Annotated in this window: 23 protein-coding genes and 2 pseudogenes; 4 read left to right on the top strand and 21 right to left on the bottom strand. The window is 38.6% G+C overall.

The features are described from left to right. Positions 1 to 67: 67 nt before the first annotated feature. Positions 68 to 505, top strand: coding sequence for an efflux RND transporter permease subunit (locus ACLKMH_RS10375; protein ID WP_413701898.1), 438 nt, complete (start codon positions 68 to 70; stop codon positions 503 to 505). Continuing rightward, positions 477 to 1,115, top strand: a complete 639-nt coding sequence (locus tag ACLKMH_RS10370; protein WP_413701897.1) for an efflux RND transporter permease subunit — start codon at positions 477 to 479, stop codon at positions 1,113 to 1,115. The genes ACLKMH_RS10375 and ACLKMH_RS10370 overlap by 29 nt, the downstream gene beginning before the upstream one ends. 434 nt (positions 1,116 to 1,549) lie before the next feature. Here ACLKMH_RS10370 and ACLKMH_RS10365 read toward each other — a convergent pair whose 3' ends face one another. The 19 genes and pseudogenes from ACLKMH_RS10365 to yihU all read right to left on the bottom strand — a co-directional run bounded on the left by ACLKMH_RS10365 (position 1,550) and on the right by yihU (position 15,688). Further along, positions 1,550 to 2,800 (bottom strand): AGE family epimerase/isomerase, encoded by a 1,251-nt coding sequence (locus ACLKMH_RS10365; RefSeq protein WP_413701896.1) that lies wholly within the window; start codon positions 2,798 to 2,800, stop codon positions 1,550 to 1,552. A 325-nt stretch (positions 2,801 to 3,125) separates the two neighbouring features. Continuing rightward, positions 3,126 to 3,359, bottom strand: a complete 234-nt coding sequence (locus ACLKMH_RS10360; protein ID WP_413701895.1) for a universal stress protein — start codon at positions 3,357 to 3,359, stop codon at positions 3,126 to 3,128. Next, positions 3,350 to 3,565, bottom strand: coding sequence for a universal stress protein (locus tag ACLKMH_RS10355; RefSeq protein WP_413701894.1), 216 nt, complete (start codon positions 3,563 to 3,565; stop codon positions 3,350 to 3,352). Before ACLKMH_RS10355 ends, ACLKMH_RS10360 begins: the two co-directional genes overlap by 10 nt. 294 nt (positions 3,566 to 3,859) lie before the next feature. Then, the gene (locus ACLKMH_RS10350) at positions 3,860 to 4,942 is read right to left on the bottom strand and encodes a glycerol dehydrogenase (protein WP_413701893.1); all 1,083 of its coding nucleotides are present in this window, start codon (positions 4,940 to 4,942) and stop codon (positions 3,860 to 3,862) included. Positions 4,943 to 5,009: 67 nt separating this feature from the next. Beyond that, positions 5,010 to 5,396: a dihydroxyacetone kinase subunit L gene (locus ACLKMH_RS10345; protein WP_413701892.1), complete on the bottom strand. Its 387-nt coding sequence runs from the start codon at positions 5,394 to 5,396 to the stop codon at positions 5,010 to 5,012. 23 nt (positions 5,397 to 5,419) lie between these two features. Then, positions 5,420 to 6,643: a dihydroxyacetone kinase subunit DhaK gene (locus ACLKMH_RS10340; protein WP_413701891.1), complete on the bottom strand. Its 1,224-nt coding sequence runs from the start codon at positions 6,641 to 6,643 to the stop codon at positions 5,420 to 5,422. Between the two features lie 74 nt (positions 6,644 to 6,717). After that, positions 6,718 to 7,074, bottom strand: coding sequence for a hypothetical protein (locus ACLKMH_RS10335; protein ID WP_413702310.1), 357 nt, complete (start codon positions 7,072 to 7,074; stop codon positions 6,718 to 6,720). 24 nt (positions 7,075 to 7,098) lie between these two features. Next, positions 7,099 to 7,664, bottom strand: a pseudogene (locus ACLKMH_RS10330) (TIM-barrel domain-containing protein); the annotation flags it as partial. Between the two features lie 4 nt (positions 7,665 to 7,668). Further along, positions 7,669 to 8,724, bottom strand: a complete 1,056-nt coding sequence (locus ACLKMH_RS10325; RefSeq protein ID WP_413701890.1) for a hypothetical protein — start codon at positions 8,722 to 8,724, stop codon at positions 7,669 to 7,671. A gap of 157 nt (positions 8,725 to 8,881) precedes the next feature. After that, positions 8,882 to 9,031 carry a hypothetical protein gene (locus ACLKMH_RS10320; RefSeq protein ID WP_413701889.1) on the bottom strand — a complete coding sequence of 50 codons (150 nt, stop codon included), beginning with the start codon at positions 9,029 to 9,031 and terminating at the stop codon, positions 8,882 to 8,884. A gap of 76 nt (positions 9,032 to 9,107) precedes the next feature. Continuing rightward, positions 9,108 to 9,932 (bottom strand): TRAP transporter substrate-binding protein DctP, encoded by an 825-nt coding sequence (gene dctP, locus ACLKMH_RS10315; protein ID WP_413701888.1) that lies wholly within the window; start codon positions 9,930 to 9,932, stop codon positions 9,108 to 9,110. 49 nt (positions 9,933 to 9,981) lie between these two features. Next, entirely contained in the window at positions 9,982 to 10,446 is a 465-nt protein-coding gene (locus ACLKMH_RS10310) for a TRAP transporter large permease subunit (RefSeq protein WP_413701887.1), read from the bottom strand. Next, positions 10,446 to 11,246, bottom strand: a pseudogene (locus ACLKMH_RS10305) (TRAP transporter large permease subunit). The gene ACLKMH_RS10310 and the pseudogene ACLKMH_RS10305 overlap by 1 nt, the downstream one beginning before the upstream one ends. Positions 11,247 to 11,287: 41 nt before the next feature. Beyond that, positions 11,288 to 11,821 carry a TRAP transporter small permease gene (locus ACLKMH_RS10300; RefSeq protein ID WP_413701886.1) on the bottom strand — a complete coding sequence of 178 codons (534 nt, stop codon included), beginning with the start codon at positions 11,819 to 11,821 and terminating at the stop codon, positions 11,288 to 11,290. A 108-nt stretch (positions 11,822 to 11,929) separates the two neighbouring features. Then, positions 11,930 to 12,457 (bottom strand): class II fructose-bisphosphate aldolase, encoded by a 528-nt coding sequence (locus ACLKMH_RS10295; RefSeq protein WP_413701885.1) that lies wholly within the window; start codon positions 12,455 to 12,457, stop codon positions 11,930 to 11,932. Between the two features lie 44 nt (positions 12,458 to 12,501). Further along, the gene (locus ACLKMH_RS10290) at positions 12,502 to 12,792 is read right to left on the bottom strand and encodes a class II fructose-bisphosphate aldolase (RefSeq protein WP_413701884.1); all 291 of its coding nucleotides are present in this window, start codon (positions 12,790 to 12,792) and stop codon (positions 12,502 to 12,504) included. Between the two features lie 155 nt (positions 12,793 to 12,947). Further along, positions 12,948 to 13,688, bottom strand: coding sequence for a sulfite exporter TauE/SafE family protein (locus tag ACLKMH_RS10285; protein WP_413701883.1), 741 nt, complete (start codon positions 13,686 to 13,688; stop codon positions 12,948 to 12,950). Between the two features lie 45 nt (positions 13,689 to 13,733). Continuing rightward, on the bottom strand, positions 13,734 to 14,786 hold the full coding sequence (locus tag ACLKMH_RS10280; RefSeq protein WP_413701882.1) for an aldose epimerase family protein: 1,053 nt from the start codon (positions 14,784 to 14,786) through the stop codon (positions 13,734 to 13,736). A 38-nt stretch (positions 14,787 to 14,824) separates the two neighbouring features. Continuing rightward, the gene (yihU, locus tag ACLKMH_RS10275; RefSeq protein WP_413701881.1) at positions 14,825 to 15,688 is read right to left on the bottom strand and encodes a sulfolactaldehyde 3-reductase; all 864 of its coding nucleotides are present in this window, start codon (positions 15,686 to 15,688) and stop codon (positions 14,825 to 14,827) included. A 227-nt stretch (positions 15,689 to 15,915) separates the two neighbouring features. Here yihU and ACLKMH_RS10270 point away from each other — a divergent pair, with 227 nt between their 5' ends. Then, positions 15,916 to 16,815, top strand: coding sequence for a PfkB family carbohydrate kinase (locus ACLKMH_RS10270; protein WP_413701880.1), 900 nt, complete (start codon positions 15,916 to 15,918; stop codon positions 16,813 to 16,815). A 54-nt stretch (positions 16,816 to 16,869) separates the two neighbouring features. Beyond that, the gene (locus ACLKMH_RS10265; RefSeq protein ID WP_413701879.1) at positions 16,870 to 17,625 is read left to right on the top strand and encodes a DeoR/GlpR family DNA-binding transcription regulator; all 756 of its coding nucleotides are present in this window, start codon (positions 16,870 to 16,872) and stop codon (positions 17,623 to 17,625) included. Positions 17,626 to 18,258: 633 nt separating this feature from the next. Here the strand turns inward: ACLKMH_RS10265 and ACLKMH_RS10260 are convergent. Then, positions 18,259 to 19,848, bottom strand: a complete 1,590-nt coding sequence (locus tag ACLKMH_RS10260; protein WP_413701878.1) for a sodium:solute symporter family transporter — start codon at positions 19,846 to 19,848, stop codon at positions 18,259 to 18,261. Then, positions 19,835 to 20,026, bottom strand: a complete 192-nt coding sequence (locus ACLKMH_RS10255) for a hypothetical protein (protein ID WP_413701877.1) — start codon at positions 20,024 to 20,026, stop codon at positions 19,835 to 19,837. The genes ACLKMH_RS10260 and ACLKMH_RS10255 overlap by 14 nt, the downstream gene beginning before the upstream one ends. Positions 20,027 to 20,248 lie beyond the last annotated feature (222 nt).

Here is a 20,248-nt window from a genome sequence, read left to right as displayed (position 1 = left end):
GCATTGCCGGTAATGCTATCGATATCAGGTTACAAGGCAATAATTTAGAAGAATTAAAAGCCGTTAGTTGGTCTTTACAATCTTGGTTAAAAAATATGACGGCATATTTAATTTATCCGATGATCTTCAATATGGTCGTAATGAATTTCATGTTTATTTAAAGGATAACGCCGGAGTGATGGGTATTAATGCATCACAGGTTGCATTAACACTCCGAAGTGCATTAAAAGGGAGTACCAATCTTAGCGTACAACAAAATGGTGAAAATATTGATATTGCCGTGCGTGTTGATGAGTTTACCCATAATGCAAGCCTTCAAGATCTACAGGATTTATCAATAACGGCTTCAAATGGCACTCTTATTCCTTTAGCCAGTGTCGCGGAAATTAAACAGGCAAGAGCCTTTTCTCGTATCCAACGTGTAAATGGCGTAAATACTGTTACCGTCATTGCTAACATTAATACTGATGTGGCTAATGCACGAGAAATTATGCGAGCAATTTAACAGCGAATTTGTCCTTAAAAGCCAACAGAAATACCCACAAGTAAGTTTTGTTTCGCAAGGACAAGACAAAGAAAGTGCTGAAACAGGAACTTCATTAGTACAGTTTTTTACTATTGGTATTATTGGGATTTATCTGATTTTAACTCTACTGTTTAAAAGCTACACACAACCTATCGCAGTGATGCTAGCGATACCAATGGGATGGATCGGTGTTGTTTGGGGGCATTTCCTGTTAGGGCTAGATCTGACCATACCAAGCTTAGTAGGATTTGCGACATTAGCTGGTATCGTGGTTAACGATAATATTCTACTGGTTAATTTTATAAAACAAAATATCAGCAAACAGCATGATTTATTTAAAGCCTGCATACTCGCCGTTCAGGATCGCTTTAGAGCAATTTTTATTACTTCTTTAACGACACTTGCTGGACTTTTACCGCTTTTAAGTGAATCCAGCACACAAGCGCAATTTCTCATTCCTCTGGTCGCAAGCATTGCCTTTGGTCTTATCGCAACGACAATTTTAGCTTCGATAATTGTACCTAGCGTATTGATTATTTTAGCGGATATGGGGCTGTTTAATGCGCAGGAGCAGAAAAAGGATTCATAATTAAGCTAAACCATAAACAACAAAGCAGATTCTTTTAATTAAATATCTAAAAGGGTCTGCTACATATAAAATGAATACCACCTCTATAAATGTGGAAATATTACCACACTATCATTCATAACCTTCCAAAAAACCCTCTTATTTTGGTAATAAAACAACAAAATAAATTGACACAAATCACACTTAGGGTATCGTTAGCGATAAAGGACAGCAACCTAAGGAGATTTTAAATGGGCAAATTAATTAGGAAAAAAACAAAAGAGTTAGCAGATATTTCAATCATGTTTATCGTTTGTACATTATTCCTTTTAGCACCAATATTAACTTATTCATGATCCTACTCCTGAGCAATCAAAGTTTTCAACAGTCATAAAAAAAGGTGAAAGCATAAAGCGATCACCTTTATAGAGACAAATATTAAATCTCTAAAACTTCTATTGCATATCTTTATCTAACAACCTAGCGACTAATGCAGGCGCAAGTCCAGGTGTTAATGGCAATCTAGGGATCACTAAACAGTGCATCAAATGATAAATATCTTGTTTACCGTCCCAAACTTTACTAGTACCGGCCTTATTATTACAATCTAGTTCTTGCCACCAAGAACAACCTTCGTAATCAATTAAGTAAGTACGGCAATAATCCCACCAAATTTGATAAAAATCTGCATATTTTTGTTCACCAGTCACAGTATAAAGTGCGTAAGCTGTTCCAATCGCTTCAACAACAGGCCAACGAATTCGCTCTCTCACAACTGGCTTACCATCCCAATCCACTGAGTAAACAAAACCAGGCGCGCCATCAGCATGCCATGCATCGCGGATAGTTGCATCAAACAAACCAATCGCATCTTCCAATAACCATTCTGGGATATCGGCCCCAATTTCAAGCAATGTGGCACGTAAATGACAAATTAGTCGTCCCCACTCAATCCAATGACCTGGCGTACCACCATAAGCACGGAAATGACTTGCAGGTGTTTCTTTATTATAGTCAGGTAAAGGGTTCCAATCAGAATCAAAATGTTCATTAACACGATAATTTAAACTTTTAGCCGTCTTATTGATCATAAACTCTGTAATATTAATAGCACGATCAAGCCATTTTTTGTCTTTTGTTACATCATAAACAATTAAAAAAGCTTCCACAGAATGCATTGCGGCATTACCACCACGGTAGTCTTCAGTTTCAGTGAATGCCTCATCCCATGATTCAAAACACATTTGGTGTTCTTCGCTCCAGAAATGTCTTTCATAGACATTAATCGCTTCATCTAATAATGCCTGTGCTCGTGGATGTCCCGTAGTTACTGCACTAGCGGCACCTAACAGTGCAAAGGCGTGTTGATAACCTTGTTTCGATGCATCTACAATCCCCTCACCTTCATTATCAATAGTTGCGTACCAACCACCATTAGTTTTATCTTTAAGTGGACCTTCTAAAGCACTGATACCATGCTCAACCAGATCATAAGCACCAGGACGCCCCATTAATGCGGCTAGGGAATAACAATGTAACATTCTTGCAGTGATCCAAAGGCGAGTGCCCATTTCTTCGCGGATATTACCGTTGTTACCAATCCAACCAAAACCATTAGTGACAACAGACTTTCTACCAAACTCAAAAATACGGTCTGTTTCAGCATCGAGCCAAGCATTATGGGATTTTGTATTGATCCATTTCATTCGTTTTTTCCTCTTAATTATTTATTTCAGTTATCTATTATTTATGGTTAATGAAAATATCAGGTCAACGACTTTATTTCTGTTACCCATGTAACATTAATTACAAAATAAGACCAAAAACAACAAAAACAAACAAGAAACAACACACGTAAGAAATAATAAAAACTAATACACAAAGAGAGAAGTATAAAGATTGGAATGGTATAAGAGGCACAATAGTATCTGGCTATAGCATTTAGCTTAAATAGGTAAGGCTTATTTATTATCAATAAGCCTTAATAGGACAAGCAAGGCTTTAAAGTGTCTATCAATAGAGGTTGACCAGTTATCTTAAGGAACCAATCAACACAGGACAATAAATTGTATTTAATACCTTATGCGTGACATGCCCTAAAAACATTCCTGCTATATCAGAATGACCATGTGAGCCCATTATAATTAAGTCATATTGCTTAGACTTCGCAAGACCAGCTAAGACTTGTCCTGGAGCACCAGGTATTGCTTCTAGAGTGTAATTCACACCACTTTGTGCAAAAATTTTCTCTGCTTCTAATAACATTTCTTCAGCGCTTTTTTTACATTAGCTTGTATTTCGACAACCAAAGATTCAGGTATTTCCGAAGAGAAAATATTTCCAGTCACTTCATAGCAATTCATAATAGTGATATGCGAACCAAATACAGACGCTAGGTTAAGCGCATACTTAGTCGCATTAATAGAGTGAGTTGAACCATCGAAGGGAAGGAGTATTTTTTGAGTATTCATAGAGCCTCCAATTTTAAGAAATTAAAATATACGGCGGACGTAGTAGCAATTATTAACTCAATATTTGCTTTACTTAATATGAGTATAATACGAGTTATGCCTAAATCAAACCAACAGCCAGTATGCGAAAAAGAGTGCTTAGAATCTGTTATTTGGCTCACTTAAATAGGAAGTTTGTTACTTAGATAGACTGATAGTTTTGAAGATAATTGAACTATAGTATTTTATTTTTTGTTAACTCATTAGCCCTATCAAATATTGATAGGGCTAATGATAATTAATTCAATAGAAGCTTTATGCACCAAGTTTATGTGCAGTCAAAATCGCCGATAACACAGACTCAGTCGTTACTTCAAAGGGCATATTGTGGATAGTTTCACCCTCTGCACAGGAAGCAGTCGCGACCTCGCGTAACTTATCGATATTCAACTCTTTCACACCCATCATATGTAAGTTAGTGGGTAATCCAACGGATTTACAGAAGGCTAATACTTCTTCTATTTCACTCATTGGCGCATTTTCTAATACCAAGTGCACTAAGGTACCAAAGGCCACTTTTTCACCGTGGAATAAATGATGACACTCTTCAAGCATGGTTAAACCGTTATGCACTGCATGGGCAATTGCTAAACCACTGCTTTCAAAACCAATACCACTTAAGTAAGTATTCGCTTCGATGATGTTTTCTACTGCTGGTGAGGTTAAGCCACTTTCAGCTGAAATCTTCGCTTTTAGGCCATCTGCAATCAGGGTTTCATAACACAGTTTTGCCAGCGCTTGACCTGCACGTGTTGGCGCACCACCGGCCATGGTTTGACCACCCGAGCGAGCATTTGCGCGCGCTTCAAAGTAAGTTGATAAGGCATCACCCATGCCTGATACTAATAATCTCACTGGTGCAGTTGCAATAATTTTGCTGTCCATGATAACCATATTAGGGTTTCGTGGGATCATCAGATATTCACTGAACTCACTGGTTTCTGTGTAAATAACCGCAAGCGCACTAGTGGGAGCATCCGTTGACGCAATCGTTGGCACAACCACCACTGGAATATTACGATAAAAGGCAATTGCTTTAGCGGTATCTAGGGTTTTACCACCACCAATACCAATAATAACTTCTGAGCCATTCTCTTCAGCAAGCGCAATAAGGCGATCGATTTCAGGACGGCAACATTCACCATTAAACTTTTCTAGGACTAATTCGCCCTCTGAGGCGACAAAACTATCGGTAACCTGTGTACCCACTAAGCCGGTTACAAAGTCATCGGCAATGGCTAAGGCTTTTTGACCAAGCGGTTTCACGTAGCTACCAATACTATTTAGTGCACCTGCGCCTTGTACGTATTTGCTTGGAGAAATAATGATTTTATCCATGATACTTTTTCCTTATAACTAATAAATTAGGGTCCTTCGACCCGATTAAAATTGGTTGATTGATTGTCTATTGCTTAAAAATAGCGAACACAGTTTCAACGGCCACAGCGCCGGGATCTTTCACGCCTTCTAAGCTTTCGCTATTCAGGTAAGATGAGCGCCCTGCTTTTGCTTCTAGCATTTGCGCAGTACTTTCAGCGCCTACTTTGGCGACTTCAATCGCGACAACCAAACCACTTTCATTAAGTGCGATAAATGCAGGCTCTAGTGCATCAATCATGGTGCGATCACCGACTTTTGCACCACCAAAGAATTTCATTTGTTCAAGCCCGCTAAGTAATGCTTGTGCTAAATTTTGATGTTGTCCGTAATGTGTACCAGCGACAGTAAAGAAAATGGATAATAGGATACCGCTTGAGCCCCCCATCGACATGGCAAGCTGTTCACCCACCACTTCAAAGAGTTTTTGTAAATCTGCTAGGGTAAGTTCTTCGCTTTTAATTCCTGTTGTACTTTAAGGGCGCCCGATGAGAAGGTAGAGCCGGTATCACCATCACCGACTAAGGTATCGAGACGATTTAATTCTGTTTTAAGACCAATCACTGTGTCACAGATTTGTGCAACTATCGCTTCAATATCCGCTGATTCTGACGGCGTAAATGCGACACTATTTGACGCTTTTTCGATGGTAATAGGCGTAGCATCATTAACTTGAATACCCGTTGGCCATGACTCAACCGCAACAGGAGCCATCAGCGCCGTTTCAATTTCATCTGTTAATATCACACAGGAAAGTGAAAAACCTTTCATATCAATCGCAGTGACAAAAGGTTTAGGGCCAAATAAATAAGCCATGTTTTCACCTAAAGAAGATTCAACCACATCTTTGGTTAATAAACTCATTTCCAGTGGTGAAGTGCCACCTAGATTATTTAATAACAGTGCATAACGCTGATTATTTGTTTTCGCTAACAATTTTTCAGCCATCAGTTCAACCACATCTCGGCTATGGTCAATGTCAATCAAGGCAATGCCTGGCTCACCATGAATGCCTAATCCTAATTCTGCTTTATTAGCGGGAATACGATCTTCATTTTCTTCAGCCGGAATATGACAACTGGTTACCGCCACACCAAGGCTACTAACATTATCATTACAAAGGTTTGCTTTTGCTGTCACGTCTTCAAGGCTTGCATCTTGCTCGGCATAATAACCCGCCACTTTATGCACAAATACCGTGCCGGCAATACCGCGAGGTTTTTTGCTGTTTTCAATAGAAATGTCGTCATTAACAATCACCATCTCCACTTTAAGGCCAAGTTTTTTCGCTTTTTCAGTCGCTAAGCCAAAGTTAAGACGATCCCCGGTATAGTTTTTAACAATCAACAGACAACCCGCGTCACCAGTCACATAAAGAATGGCATTTAATACCGCTTCAACGCTTGGAGAGGCAAACACATCACCACAGACAGCGACAGTTAACATGCCTTGGCCAACAAACCCAGCATGTGCAGGTTCATGACCTGAACCACCACCAGAAATGATAGCCACTTTACTTTTATCCCAATCTTTTCTGACCACAATACGAATGTGCTCATCAATATCAAGACGTGTTAAATTGTTATGTTGATTGCTGTAAATCAGACCATCAATAGCATCACTTACTAGGGTATTGCGTTCATTAAAAAATAACTTGGACATGGAGGTTTCCCTTATTTATAAAATCAAAATATATATAGCTAGAAAGCCCTATCCACTAGGGCTAGCACTAAAGCTTAGAATTCACCGATCTTGCTTAACAATTCAACATCAGCGGAAGCTTTACGGTAAAATACGGCAGGCTGACCAATTGGCGCATCCACTTCTACCCAACCACCCGTGAAAGTTTCCCCGGTCCAAACATGCACCCACTCATCCTGTGGTAAGTAAAGTTTCTGAATAACTTGCTCTTTGTTATAGATAGGCGCGACTAATATGTCTCGACCAAATAGGTATTGGAATTTGATTTCGTAGGTTTCAGGATCATCGTCGTAATGCATAAACAATGGACGTTGAACAGGCAAACCAACTTTTGCATTTTCAGCAACAGCGGATTTGATATAAGGTTTAAGGTGTTTAAATATTTTTGTCATACGAGCGAGGTGCGCTAAGGTTTCCGCATCACTATCAAACTGATGATTATCAGCAGGACGATTACCCTCATGGCTACGCATAATAGGTGTAAATGCGACCATTTCAGCCCAACGTTGGAAAAGCTCTTTTGAACGTTTCAAACCATGTAATGTGGTGTAACCACCAATATCACTATGATGTATTCCATTGCCCATTAGGCCAGAGGAAAGCGCGACCGGAATAACCGAGGCAAGACCGTCTTCAATACACCAATCAACTAATTGGTCGCCCCCCAAAGGGTATGACAATGACCTTGAATACCTGTACCACCAGCGCGCATAAAGAATAAAATATCATCAGTTTTACCCGCTTCTGCAATTGCTTCATCTTGCACTTTTGCCCAACGGTAAGGCCATTTGTTATGTTCAACTTCAGCACTAACACCATTGCTTAATGAACAGTCAGTTGGTAAGTACTCACCAAAGTCACCCATCCAACCATCTAATCCAAAGTCAATCATGTTAGTTTTAATGACACCTTTATACCATTCACAGGCCTCTGGGTTAGTAAAATCAACAACACCACAGTAGAACTCACCAAAATCAACCACATATTTAGAACCATCCTGCTTGCGTTGCTAAATAACCTTTTCCTAATGCCTCTTGGTATAATGGAAAGTCCTCTAATACATAGGGGTTGATATAACCAAGAAAACGAATTCCTTGCTCTTTTAATTCATGGATTTTTGTATCTAATTCTGGATATAAGTCTTTATTCCATTGCCAATCCCACTGCAGGCGTTTACCAAAGGAAGTCATTTTGATGCCTTGCCAATCCTGACACCATGCGCCTGCGACTTCGACGCCAGTCGCTTTTGCAGTTTCTAATTTTTCTAGGGTGATCTCAGTACCGCCTTGAATACCAAGAATTACACCGTTGTAAACCCAATCCGGCATTTCAGGTTGACGGCCAAAGACACCAGTAATATTTTCAACTAGCGCAGGAAAAGACTCCTCTGCATCGAGTAATAAAAACTCAGGAATATTCCAACATTGCAATTCATGAAAATCACTGTTTGTAAAATCAAAATCTGCATAGGCGGTTGTTTCTAAATGACAAAAGTATTTTTTATCGGAAACAAAAGTTGGTTGAGGATAATTAGTATTGTAATAATCACCGCCCGCTTTATCTTTTGTGTCTGCAAGCCAAGTGACATAATTGTTTTTGTTTCGGCCAACACCTGGTTCAGAAGACCAAAGTGGGAAGCTTTTACCACGTAAATTAAAATAGGTTAACTGTTCACCACAGCCATAGACTTTTTCTTCCTCTGTAGCACAAACTCTAAACCAGAAACGATTGAACTTTTTATCAAGTGCAGAAAAATCAGCTTTAAAACGCCCTTCTTTAGTTTCACAAAGCAACATTTTAATCACAGCTTGACCATCAAAATAAAAGGTAATAACCTCTTGTCCATCAACAGATTCAACTGAGAACTGACGTAAAGGCAATCTTTCTGTCACATAATCGCTAATATCAAAATTACCACGGTACATATCATAATTCGCTTCACCAATGCCTAAAAATATTGATGGCTGTTGCTGAGAATGTTTGAAAACGGTTTGGTTTTTATGTTGAATCGTTAAAGTTTTATTATCGAAAGACACATTCATGTCGTCACTCCAAAGTAATAGCTAGAAATTGGCACTTGTTATAAATCGCCATAAATTATTTATTTGTATTTTTGTTCTGAAAACACATATAAATAAATTATTACCCTCTCCGTAAAACGAAGAGGGATTTAAATGATTGAATTTAAATTAAATTAAATTAGTTAAATTGAACTTTGTATTCCGCATCAATTTTCGCTTCACAGGTACTAATTTCTTTTTCAAAACGTTGTAACCATTCTTTACCCGTGTCACCCGATGTTTCTAGGAAGTAGTCACGAACTAGGTCCAGCCGCCACTTTAAAGGCATCTTTTTCTGCGGCAGTTGGGTTATAGATTGTGCCCCCGCTTTTTTGAAATCTTCGTATGCTGTGTATTCTTTATGTTTAGGGTATGAAAGTAAGTATTGGTTTTGCGCGAGCAACACCGTCTATAACCACTTTTTTCAAGTCATCAGGGAATGATTTAAATTTCTTATCATTAAATACCCAAGCTCCGCCCATATAGGCGTGACCATCAAGTACCATGTAATTCAAACTTTCTTGGAAACGGTTCATTACAATATCAACAATACCGTTTTTAGTACCATCAACGACACCCGTTGAAAGCGCGGTATATACTTCAGGCCATGAGATTGGTGTAGGAGATGCGCCTAACTGTTTAACCAATTCCTGTTGAATTTTTGCAGGTACAGTACGAATTTTCAGACCTTTCATATCTTCAGGAGATTTAATCTGTTTTTTCGTGGTTGCAATATTTCGCCAGCCACCTGAGTTAGAAACCATCATCAGACGAGAGTTAGGTGCGGTATCTAAAATATGTTGACGAATATCACCTAGGAATTCTTCATTGCTATAAACACATTCTGCGATACGGTCGTTAGGTAACATATAAGGAAGATCAAACGCACCAATTGGTTGCCAGTAATTTGCAAGTTCAGCGATAGTTGTTTGGAAGTAATCAAACATACCCGCTTGAATACCTGCAAGACATTCTTTTGCAGTACCACATAGTTGGCCAGATGGGTAAATATCAACACTGATTGCCCCATTAGAACGCGATTCAACAAAGTTTTTAAACACCAATAAAGACTGATGATTATAACTGTCTAGGTTTGATACATGTGGCACTGTTAATTTGTAATCTGCCGCTGTTGCCATTCCTGATGTTAAAATTGCAGAAACAGCCAATCCAAGTAGTACTTTTTTCATTTTATATTCCTTAATAAAAGTGTATGTGTTTATCGTAAGGTTAAAATTGTTACATCACCCCTAGTAGTTGTGGCAAGCCAATCACTAAAGAAGGGAAGAATGAAATCAAGAAAATTATCAAAAACTCAATTGCTAAGAATGGAATAATCGCTCTTGAAATGTGTTGTAGTGGTACGCCTGACACCCCTGAGGCGACAAACAAAACCAATCCCATCGGTGGTGTTGCTAAACCAATGGATAAGTTACATACCATTACTACGCCGAAATGAACTGGGTCAATTCCCGCCGCAATCATGATAGGTGCAATGATTGGAGCAAAAATCAGAATCGCTGGACCTGCGTCTAAAAACATACCAACAATAAATAAGAACACATTGATGATAAAGAACAGCAAGTAAGGGTTATCTGTGATGCCATTAAAGAAGTCCGCAACATCCTTAGAGATACCAGAGAAACTAATCGCAGATGCAAAACCACTGGCGATACCGCAACGATGATTAAGATAGCGCAGCATTAACAGCTACTTTTGCAAAAATGGCATAGGTTGCTTTCATGCTTGTCACTTTCAAAATGTAAACTGACAATATGATTGCGTAGAACCACAGCTACTGCTGCAGCTTCGGTTGGTGTGAAGATACCACCGTAGATACCACCTAATATGATTACTGGAGTCATCATTGGTAGAATCGCCATTTTTAAACTTTTACGACGATCGATTTTGCTTGCACGCTCAAAGGGTTGCACATCAGGGTAATTACGAATTTGAATACGGTTAACCAGCATCAAACCAAGACAGAAAAGAAGACCTGGCACGATACCCGATAAGAACATTGCCGCCACCGAAGTATTCATAACAAAGGCATAAATTAACATGATGCCCGATGGGGGAATAATGGTGCCTAAAACAGTAGCAACGAGCAGTTAATGCAGCAGACGATAAGCAACATCATATTTGTATTTTTTCATCTCAGGGATGAGCATATTACCGATGGCAGATGTTGCCGCCACAGCAGAGCCGGTTAACGCGCCAAATAATGTTGCTGTAATAATAACTACATGGCCTAGTCCACCTCGCATATGTTGTACACGAGTTTGCGCAAAAGCAATAATACGTGGGGTAATACCACCACTAGACATACATTCGCCAGCTAACATAAAGAAAGGCAAAGCTAGTAATAAAAAGTTATCTAAACCAGAATATAATCTTTGATAAAGCATGTTAATAAACAGCACTTGATCATCTTGGAAAAAAGTTATGATAGGTGATAAACCGAGTGCAAATAATACCGGCACACCAATCAACAAAAAGGTCATAAAATAGAATATAAAAATAGGTGAAATCATGATGTAGCGTCCTATTTAGTCGCGTCAGAAAGAAGCACATCTTCTTTTTGAAAGTGGATGAAAGAATCAATCGAGCTGACCAGTTTTTGCAGTGCAGAAAAACAACAGATAGTCATCATGACCGGTGGAATAACATAAATTACATACATTGGGATTGGCACACTATCGGCCATCACAGTGCCTGTTGAATAAAAAATCCAGCCGTAATAAATCCAGATAGTAAATAGCACTAAGCTGGCAATGTGCGCGATAATCATAAATAGGTTATAGATTCGCATGCCTTTAAATTTATCAGTAACAAAAGTCATAGCGATATTCTGGTCGTTTAAATAGACAATAGGTAGGCACAGATAAGTCATATAAATCATCATGAAACGAGAGGCTTCATCAGTCCAACTTAGCGGAATATTCAAAATATACCGAAAGCCAACTTGTAAAAGCACAATTGCCACCATAATAAGCAGTAATGCACCGGATATTTCAGCACCCATTTTTGCGATAGGCGCATTTACTTTATTTAACGCTCTCTCTATACCCTTTAACATAAAATCACCATTAAACGTTGAACATAATTGGGCCTAACCTTGGTTAGCGAAGAAAGGCCCAGGTTGCTTCATTAAAATAATTCCACAACCTTGCTAGTTATATTTTTATTATGCTTTGCCATTTGAACCGAACAAACGAATCTTCTGTTGCACTACTTTTTTCATTGATTCAATACCAGAATTCATCACATCAGCAAGAATGTAATCTGTTGGGTTGTCCGCCCAATGAGCTTGCACACCAGTAATAAAGCCTTGACGTAATTCTGTATCAACATTAATTTTGGCAACACCACGTTTAATAGCTTCGACTACTTGGTCATCAGGCACACCTGAACCACCATGTAATACGATTGGTTTTTTAACCGCTTCTTTAATTTCGGTTAAACGATCAAGCTTCAATTGAGGTGTCGTTTTATAAATGCCATGAGCGGTACCGATAGAAACAGCTAAATAATCAACACCAGTACGCTCAGAAAAATCAAGCGCTTCTGCAACTGTAGTGATCATCGCATCTTTCTCATCAACGGTAATATCGTCCTCAGTACCACCTATTTTGCCGATTTCGCCTTCCGAGCCTAAACCCAGCGCATACCGCAACTTCGCATACGGTTTTAGTAATACGGATATTGTCTTCAATCGGTAATCCTGAACCATCAAACATAAGAGAATCAAAACCACATTTAGCAGACTTGCATAGTTTGTTCAAATTGACGACTGTGATCCAGATGCACACAAATTGGAACAGTAATGTTATGGTGCTCTACTAGAGAGTTAAGGACATTTTTCAATGGTTTCATGCCCATTTCATTAATTGCCTTTTGACCTATTTGGATCATGATCGGAGCTTGTTCTTCTTGAGCGACCAATAAAATCGCTTTAATGGTTTCAGCGTTGTGCCCAGTAAAGGCACCAATTGCATAGCCGTTTTCCCATGCTTCGTTAATCATTTTTTTACCAGAGACATATGACATTTTTGGAATCCTTATTTATTTTCCGTTTCAGTGAAAAAGATATTATCAGTTGATTTAAATAATTTTTGCTATCCATGTATCATTTCCAACAAAACCAGACAAAAAACAACTTATTTTGTTGTTAATGATACATTTATGTTGTTTTTAAAAAAACATTAAAAAGGTAGGTTTTTAATAATCAAAACACAGCCAATAACAAACAACAGCCTGTGTACGATATGGTGATAATTTATTTTGCGCTTTTGAAGTAAGTGGTATCCGACCATGCCTGCGACCATGCCAACGATAAATGATGGCATCATCCACATAATGTAATGCTTCACATCATCAGTAATTAAACCTTCATATTGGAAACTAATGATGGCGCCAATCATTTGAAGCATAAAGAAAAATGCCAATGTTGATTTAGCTTGATCGGCTGTCCAGGGTTGCATTGAGGTGTATGCAATCACAGGTGGCCCAGCTTCTCCTACACTCGCTCCTAACACACCTGAACAAAAACCTGCGGTTAAGGTGACAGGTGTCGATGTTTTCTTAAATAACGGTTTGGTAGATCTCATTGAGTGAATGCTAGAAACAATTAACACCACCCCCATAGTGATCAAGATATAAGTTGATGGTAAATTTGCTAATAACTTAGCACCAACAAATGATGCTGGTATAGAACCAGCAACAAGGATCAAACCGGCCCGATATTGGACGTGATGTCGCATTTTCCAAACAATTGGCATGGTTACTAACCAACCAAAAATGCCAGCAATTGGCACCGCCATTTTGGCATCAATGGTTAATGACAATAAGGGTACAGAAACAAGTGCTAGACCAAAGCCAGTCAACCCCTGTGTAAATGCACCTAAGGCAATAATTAACGACAGTATAATAATAGTAATATCCATTAGGAGTCCTTTAAAAATGGGGCTTAAAAAGGCCCCATCATGGGTTTATCTAAGTGTAAAACGGTGGATGGTTTTCTCTTCAAACACCTCGCCGGAATTTAAGCGAGTAGAGGGAAAGTGTGGCTGATTGGGACTATCAGGATAGTGTTGTGTTTCTAAACACAAGCCACTACATGCTTCATATTTATAACCGTTTCTAGCAAACCAAGGTTTATTAGAAAGTTTAAAACCGTTATAAAATTGCACCGCAGGTTGCGTGGTCAAGACACTCATAACACGACCAGTACTAGGGTCATAAAGCTCAGCGACAAGTGCGTAATCACCTTCTTTGTGGCGATGATGCAAAATATAGTTATGATCATATCCTGCTTCTGAAAGCTTAGTTTTATTATCAGCAATCACTGTCGCAGAAGTGAAATCTAAACCACCTTTTACTAAGCAAATTTCTCCAGTAGGAATCGACTGTTGATCTACGGGCGTATAGAAATCTGCAAATAAGGTTAATTGGTGATCATTAACCGAGCCAGAATCATGCCCAGCAAGGTTATAATAACTGTGGTTCACCAGGTTAATAACCGTTGCTTTATCAGTGGTGGCTCTAAAATTGAAATGCACTTGATTATGTTCATCTAAACCAATCGTATTCACTACATTTACTGTGCCTCCATAGCCAGATTCACCATCGGGAGAGACGCGACTAAAATGAATAAAAATCCCAGTTGCAGTCTCTTCTATCGCGTGATCCCAGACATATTTATCAAAGCCTTTACAACCACCATGCAAATGTTGCCCGGTGGGCGCCTCATTTGTTTCTAGCTGGAAAGTTTGACCATCAAGAACATACTTACCATCCTTAATACGATTGGCATAACGTCCTGCAATCGCACCAAAAAACGGATGCCCATCTAAATATTTTTCTAGGCTTTCGTAACCTAAAACAACATCAGCACTTTTATCTTGGCGATCTAAGGTTTCAATAGATGTCACAATACAACCATAATTAGTCACAGAAACCTTTGTTCCATGACTGTTTTTTAGGGTAAAGAGTTGTACGTCTTTATTAGCAACGCTTCCCCAGTGCTTATTGGTTAATTGCATCTCAGGCCTCTATTTAATTTTCGCTTCAAGACCTGAAGTCACCCGAAGTTGTTCAAAAACAGAGGTCCAATCTTGACGCCCTCGCCCTGCCGCACGGGCGATACTATAAAGCTCACGAGATGCGCGCCACACACCATAGGCACATTCACTTGATTTGCTAAGTCCAGGGCAATGCCTAAATCTTTATGTGCTAAATCAACCATAAATGCCGGTGACAAATCGCCCGCTAACACTTTACCAGGCCAAGTTGTTGTGAAATGTCCTTTGCCAGCAGGCGTTCCATTCATAACCGATAATGCAGTTTCGAAATCTAAACCAATCGCTTCTGAAAGCGTGGTCGCTTCTGCAGATAATGCGTTCAGTGCAATACTCATATAGTTATTGATAATTTTGACGCGTATACCCATCCCGGCACCACCAGCATCAATGGTTTCCGAGCCCATACAATCAAAAAGAGGTTGTGCCTTAGTAATTTGTTCTTTAGTGCCACCCGCAAGGATCAGTAACTCGCCCTTAACAGCATGATCTGAAGTACGACCGACAGGTGCTTCCATCATTTGTAAACCTGTGTTTGCCATTTCTTTAATTAAAGCATCTGTTTCAAAGGGATGAATGGTTGACATATCAATCAACAAGGCATCTTTATTCATTGTTGAAGTCACACCATTTTCTGCAAACAGTACATTCTTAACTAGTGTGCCGTTAGGTAACATAGTGACAATAAACTCAACATCTTGAGAAGCGCTTGCTGGTGAGTCCGTTGCTGTAGCGCCTTCATTAACAAGGTTTTGTACTGCTTCTTTATTAAGATCAAATACCTTTAAAGTATGACCACCTTTAATCAAGTTTTTAGCCATAGGGTCGCCCATTTGACCAAGACCAATAAAAGCGATAGTTGACATGTGTATTCCTTTTTGTGTTTGAGAGTGTGGCTAATATAACGATTTATAGAAAAAAACCAACACATGTCACAATATGTTGTTTATTGTTGTTTATTGTTGCTTTATGTAAGAAAAAAACTGGAGAGAAATCTGATTTATGCTTATAGTAGAAGCATAAAATTACTTCACAATACCGATCAGATGTACACATTATGTTATTATGTGTACGACGAAAAAGAGGATTTATAATGTCTATCGCTTGTCTTGGAATTACAGTTTTAGATCGCGTCCAAAGAGTTTCTGAACTACCTACAACAGGTGGTAAGTTTGTTGCTAATGATTACTTTGAAATAGGTGGAGGGCCTGTTGCTACAGCTTCTGTTGCCGTTGCTAAACTTGGTAAAAAAGTTGATTTCATAGGTCGAGTTGGTGGCGACTCAGTTGCTAGTACCATGTTAACTGAACTCTCAGATTATGGCGTTAATGTCGACAAGGTTGTACATATCAAACAGGCCACATCTGCATTTTCTGCTGTGCTTGTTGATGACCATGGCGAACGTATGATTATAAACTACCAAGATAAGACATTAAGTCGCGATATTGAGGCACTTAAATCTATCGACTTTTCTGTTTATTCGACAATTTTATGTGATGTAAGATGGCCTGAAGGTGCTAAATATGCATTACAACAAGCTAAAAAATACTCGATTCCCTCTGTGCTAGATGCAGATCTTTCACCGGACTCGATCGATGAACTTGTGCAGTTAGCTGACCATGTTGCTTTTTCTGAGCCAGGCTTAGCGAAACTCACACAAACAGATGATCCTATTGCAGGATTAAAAATCGCGCAACAAAAAACCAAAGGCATGGTATATGTCACCGTCGGCGCGAGCGGGTGTTATTGGTTAGAAAATAATGAAGTAAATCATCAACAGGGAAAAGTTGTTGAAGTGATTGATACAACGGGCGCAGGTGACGTATTTCATGGTGCTTTTGCAGTTGCTGTATCCGAAGGAATGGAAACCCGCCAAGCGGTTATTTTTTCAAATACAGTGGCGGCATTAAAATGCACTAAACTAGGAGGCCGAGCAGGTATTCCTAGTCGTCATACTGTAGAAGAAGATATTAATAGCAGTTCCGCTAAATAATTGATCATTATTAAATTAACGGAATTGCTATAAACACAAACTAGGGTGACAGTGATGGGTCCAAGACAAGACAAGTTATTACAATTAGTGATTGATAAGGGTTATTGTACAGTTGAAGAATTAGCTGAGGTATTAGACGTTTCTACACAAACTATTCGTCGTGATATAAAAAAGCTCAGTGAAGATAAACTTTTGGTTCGCCATCACGGTGTCGCCAGTGCGCTTTCTAGTACAGTCAACTTAGACTATGAAATCCGTAAGACCTCTGAAACCGAGGAAAAAAATGCTATTGGTAAAAGAATTGCACAAATGATCCCAGACAATTCAACCATATTTTTAACCATAGGCACCACCGCAGAGGTAATAGCAAGTCACTTATTAAATAAAAATGATCTTCAAATAATGACTAACTCTTTAAGAGTCGCCAATATTTTACACAGTAATAAAAACTTTGATGTGTTGATACCAAGTGGCAAAATCAGATCCTCAAATGGAGGAATAAGTGGCGCAGATGCATTGGCTTTCACGAGGAATTTCCGATTTGACTATTTAATCACTAGTGCTGGTTCGATAGATGCTGATGGTACCCTTTTGGAATATGACTTAAATGAAAGTGCAATCACTCAATCGGTGATGAAAGCCTCTAGAAATGTCTTTATTGCCCTCGATTCGACCAAATTTGTGCCTCAAGGTTCAATTGAGCTTTGTAACGTTAAACAAGCAACGGTCTTTTTTAGCGATCAAGAGCCACCAGCTGATGTTAAATCAGTATTGAGTGAAAACAATATACGCGTAGAGATTTGTAAATAATTTTGATATCCACCCCATCTCATATTGATTTATAAGTGCAATAGAGCCTATTGCACTTTTTCTTCATACATCTTAAATTGAACTTTGTATTATCACCTCAACGCCCTCTTCCAACTTACCCAGTAAAAATAGCTCAGTTAATGATTAGGATTATTATTATCTCAAGATTAATAACTTGCTAACAGCAGGATTTGAGCCAATTTTAAATTAAAAACAAAGCCAAAAAACCATCCTTAAAGTCTTCTTTTTCACTCAACAATAAATTGTCATACAAGTAAATAAAAGTAAAAGATAAAATTAACAGCCAATAGTCAGACAAATAGTTACGCATAACATGGTTAACTATTAAACATTTATTCAAATCTTATAAAACGTATATAGGAAAGGAATGAAAGAATCGAGAGAAATCAAATAAGTTTATTTTAACAAGGGCTAGCTTTGTGTTTATACCTGAGCCTGTGAGGTGTGGCTATTCTATATGTAACCTCAGTTATGTAGTGACATAAAGAACCGGAAAGATACCACTGCATCAGTCTGGCACAGGAGTTTCCTTTACAAACAAAAAAAGCAGTCATCCAAGGATGACTGCTTTTTATTATCTAATGTTAAGTTATAAATTAACTTAGCATTAAATTAAGCTTCTGTAGCTTCTACCTTTTCGTCTACTGCTTTAACAAGTAGTAAACCAACTGCCATTACAATACCACCACATAGTAGGAAGATAGAGCGTCCCCACATTGGGTTAGGTAGTAAGAACATTCCCATAATAGCTACACCAGAAACTGCAATCAGTGTACCTAGCATTTTACGTTGTTTGTTATCTAAATTCTGTTGTGTCGCACCTTCAGAAACAAGAGGTGTTGCAAGGTTATCAAAGAATTTATCAACATCTGCTTGACGTTTTTCTGTCAATGGCTTGTAGAACAACATAGATAAGATGAAGAATCCACCAGTCAATGTAATATGTGCAATCAGACCAATAGCAACTTTTAAGTCTTTCCATTCACGGCTTGTAAGCTCAGTACCTAGGAAGTCTTGTAGCATACCTTGTGTTAGTACGAAACCAACTGAATAAGATACTAGACCACCAACTACTAGCGTACCCCAACCAGCCCAATCAGGTGTTTTCTTGATGAAGAAACCAAGGAATGCAGGGATTGTCATAGGGAAACCAATCAAAGCACCAACATACATCATAGTATCGAATAAGCTTAAACCTTTTAATGATTGGATAAATAATGCAACTAAAATAATTGCAATACCAAACACGGTTGAAGTGATTTTAGATACAAATACAAGCTCTGCTTCTGTTGCATTAAATTTACGAATAACTGGTTCGTAGAAGTTCTTAACAAAGATACCAGAGTTACGGTTAAGACCTGAGTCCATTGAAGACATTGTTGCCGCAAACATAGCCGCAATTAATAGACCAACCATACCTGCAGGCATGTAAGTTTCTACAAAGTATAGGTAAGCAAAGTCAGTCGCTTTTTTACCAACTTCAGGGTAGATTGAGAATAAATCAACACCTTGACCAGCAACATACCAGCTAGGTAGGAACCAGATTAATGGACCCATTGTCATTAGTACACATGCAAGTAATGCGACTTTTTTAGCATTTTTAGAATCTTTCGTTGCAAGGTAGCGGTAAGAGTTCAACATGTTATTAGTAATACTGAACTGTTTAAAGAAGATAAATACAGCCCAAATACCAAATACACTTACGTAGTTAAGGTTGTTACCCCATAGGAAGCTACCGCCTTCAGTCGTGATTGGGAAGTTAGCAATAATTTCCGAAACACCACCACCTTGAATGATTGCAACAACAGCACAAGTCACGGTTACAGCCATGATGATAACCATCTGCATGAAGTCAGATGCGATTACCGCCCAAGAACCACCTGTTACAGACATAACTAGTACAACTAGACCAGTGATCCAAATCGTAGTAATCATATCGAAACCGAAAATACCAGATGCGATGATTGCTAATGCATTTAACCAAACACCAGCAGATACAACACTGTTAGGCATGCTAGACCAAGTAAATACTTGCTCATTTGCACTACCAAAACGCATTCTGATTGCTTCAATTACCGTTACAACACGTAGTTGACGGAATTTAGGAGCAAAATATAGGTAGTTCATTAAGTAACCAAATGCATTGGCAACGAAGATAACTGCAACAGCAAAACCATCGTTGTAAGCTTTACCAGCAAGCACCAGTAAATGTCCAAGCACTAAATTGTGTCATGAAGGCTGTTGCACCAACCATCCACCACAACATATTACCGCCCCCACGAAAGTAATCACTTGTCGTGGTAGTAAATTTTCTGAACATCCAACCTATTGCCATTAAAAATAGGAAATAGACTCCTACAATTATCGTATTAAGATCCATACTCTTACCTTATCCTTAGTTATTGAAATTAACGTTTGCTTAATAATAAGCACTCACAATTTTTGATTTGTAGTACAATAACCTTAATAGGGTCTTTTGTTAACCTAATTCTATACTCCATTAATAAGACAATAGACTCAGATCACATTTTCATTCAATATACAGCTCTTCAAGCAAAAACATGCGGCAAATCAAAATAATATTTGTCTTGATAGAATTAAT

This window comes from Psychromonas sp. KJ10-10 (assembly GCF_047323245.1).
Taxonomy (GTDB): domain Bacteria; phylum Pseudomonadota; class Gammaproteobacteria; order Enterobacterales; family Psychromonadaceae; genus Psychromonas.
Note: the sequence above shows the minus strand (reverse complement) of the source record. Positions and strands in the feature narration are given on the sequence as shown.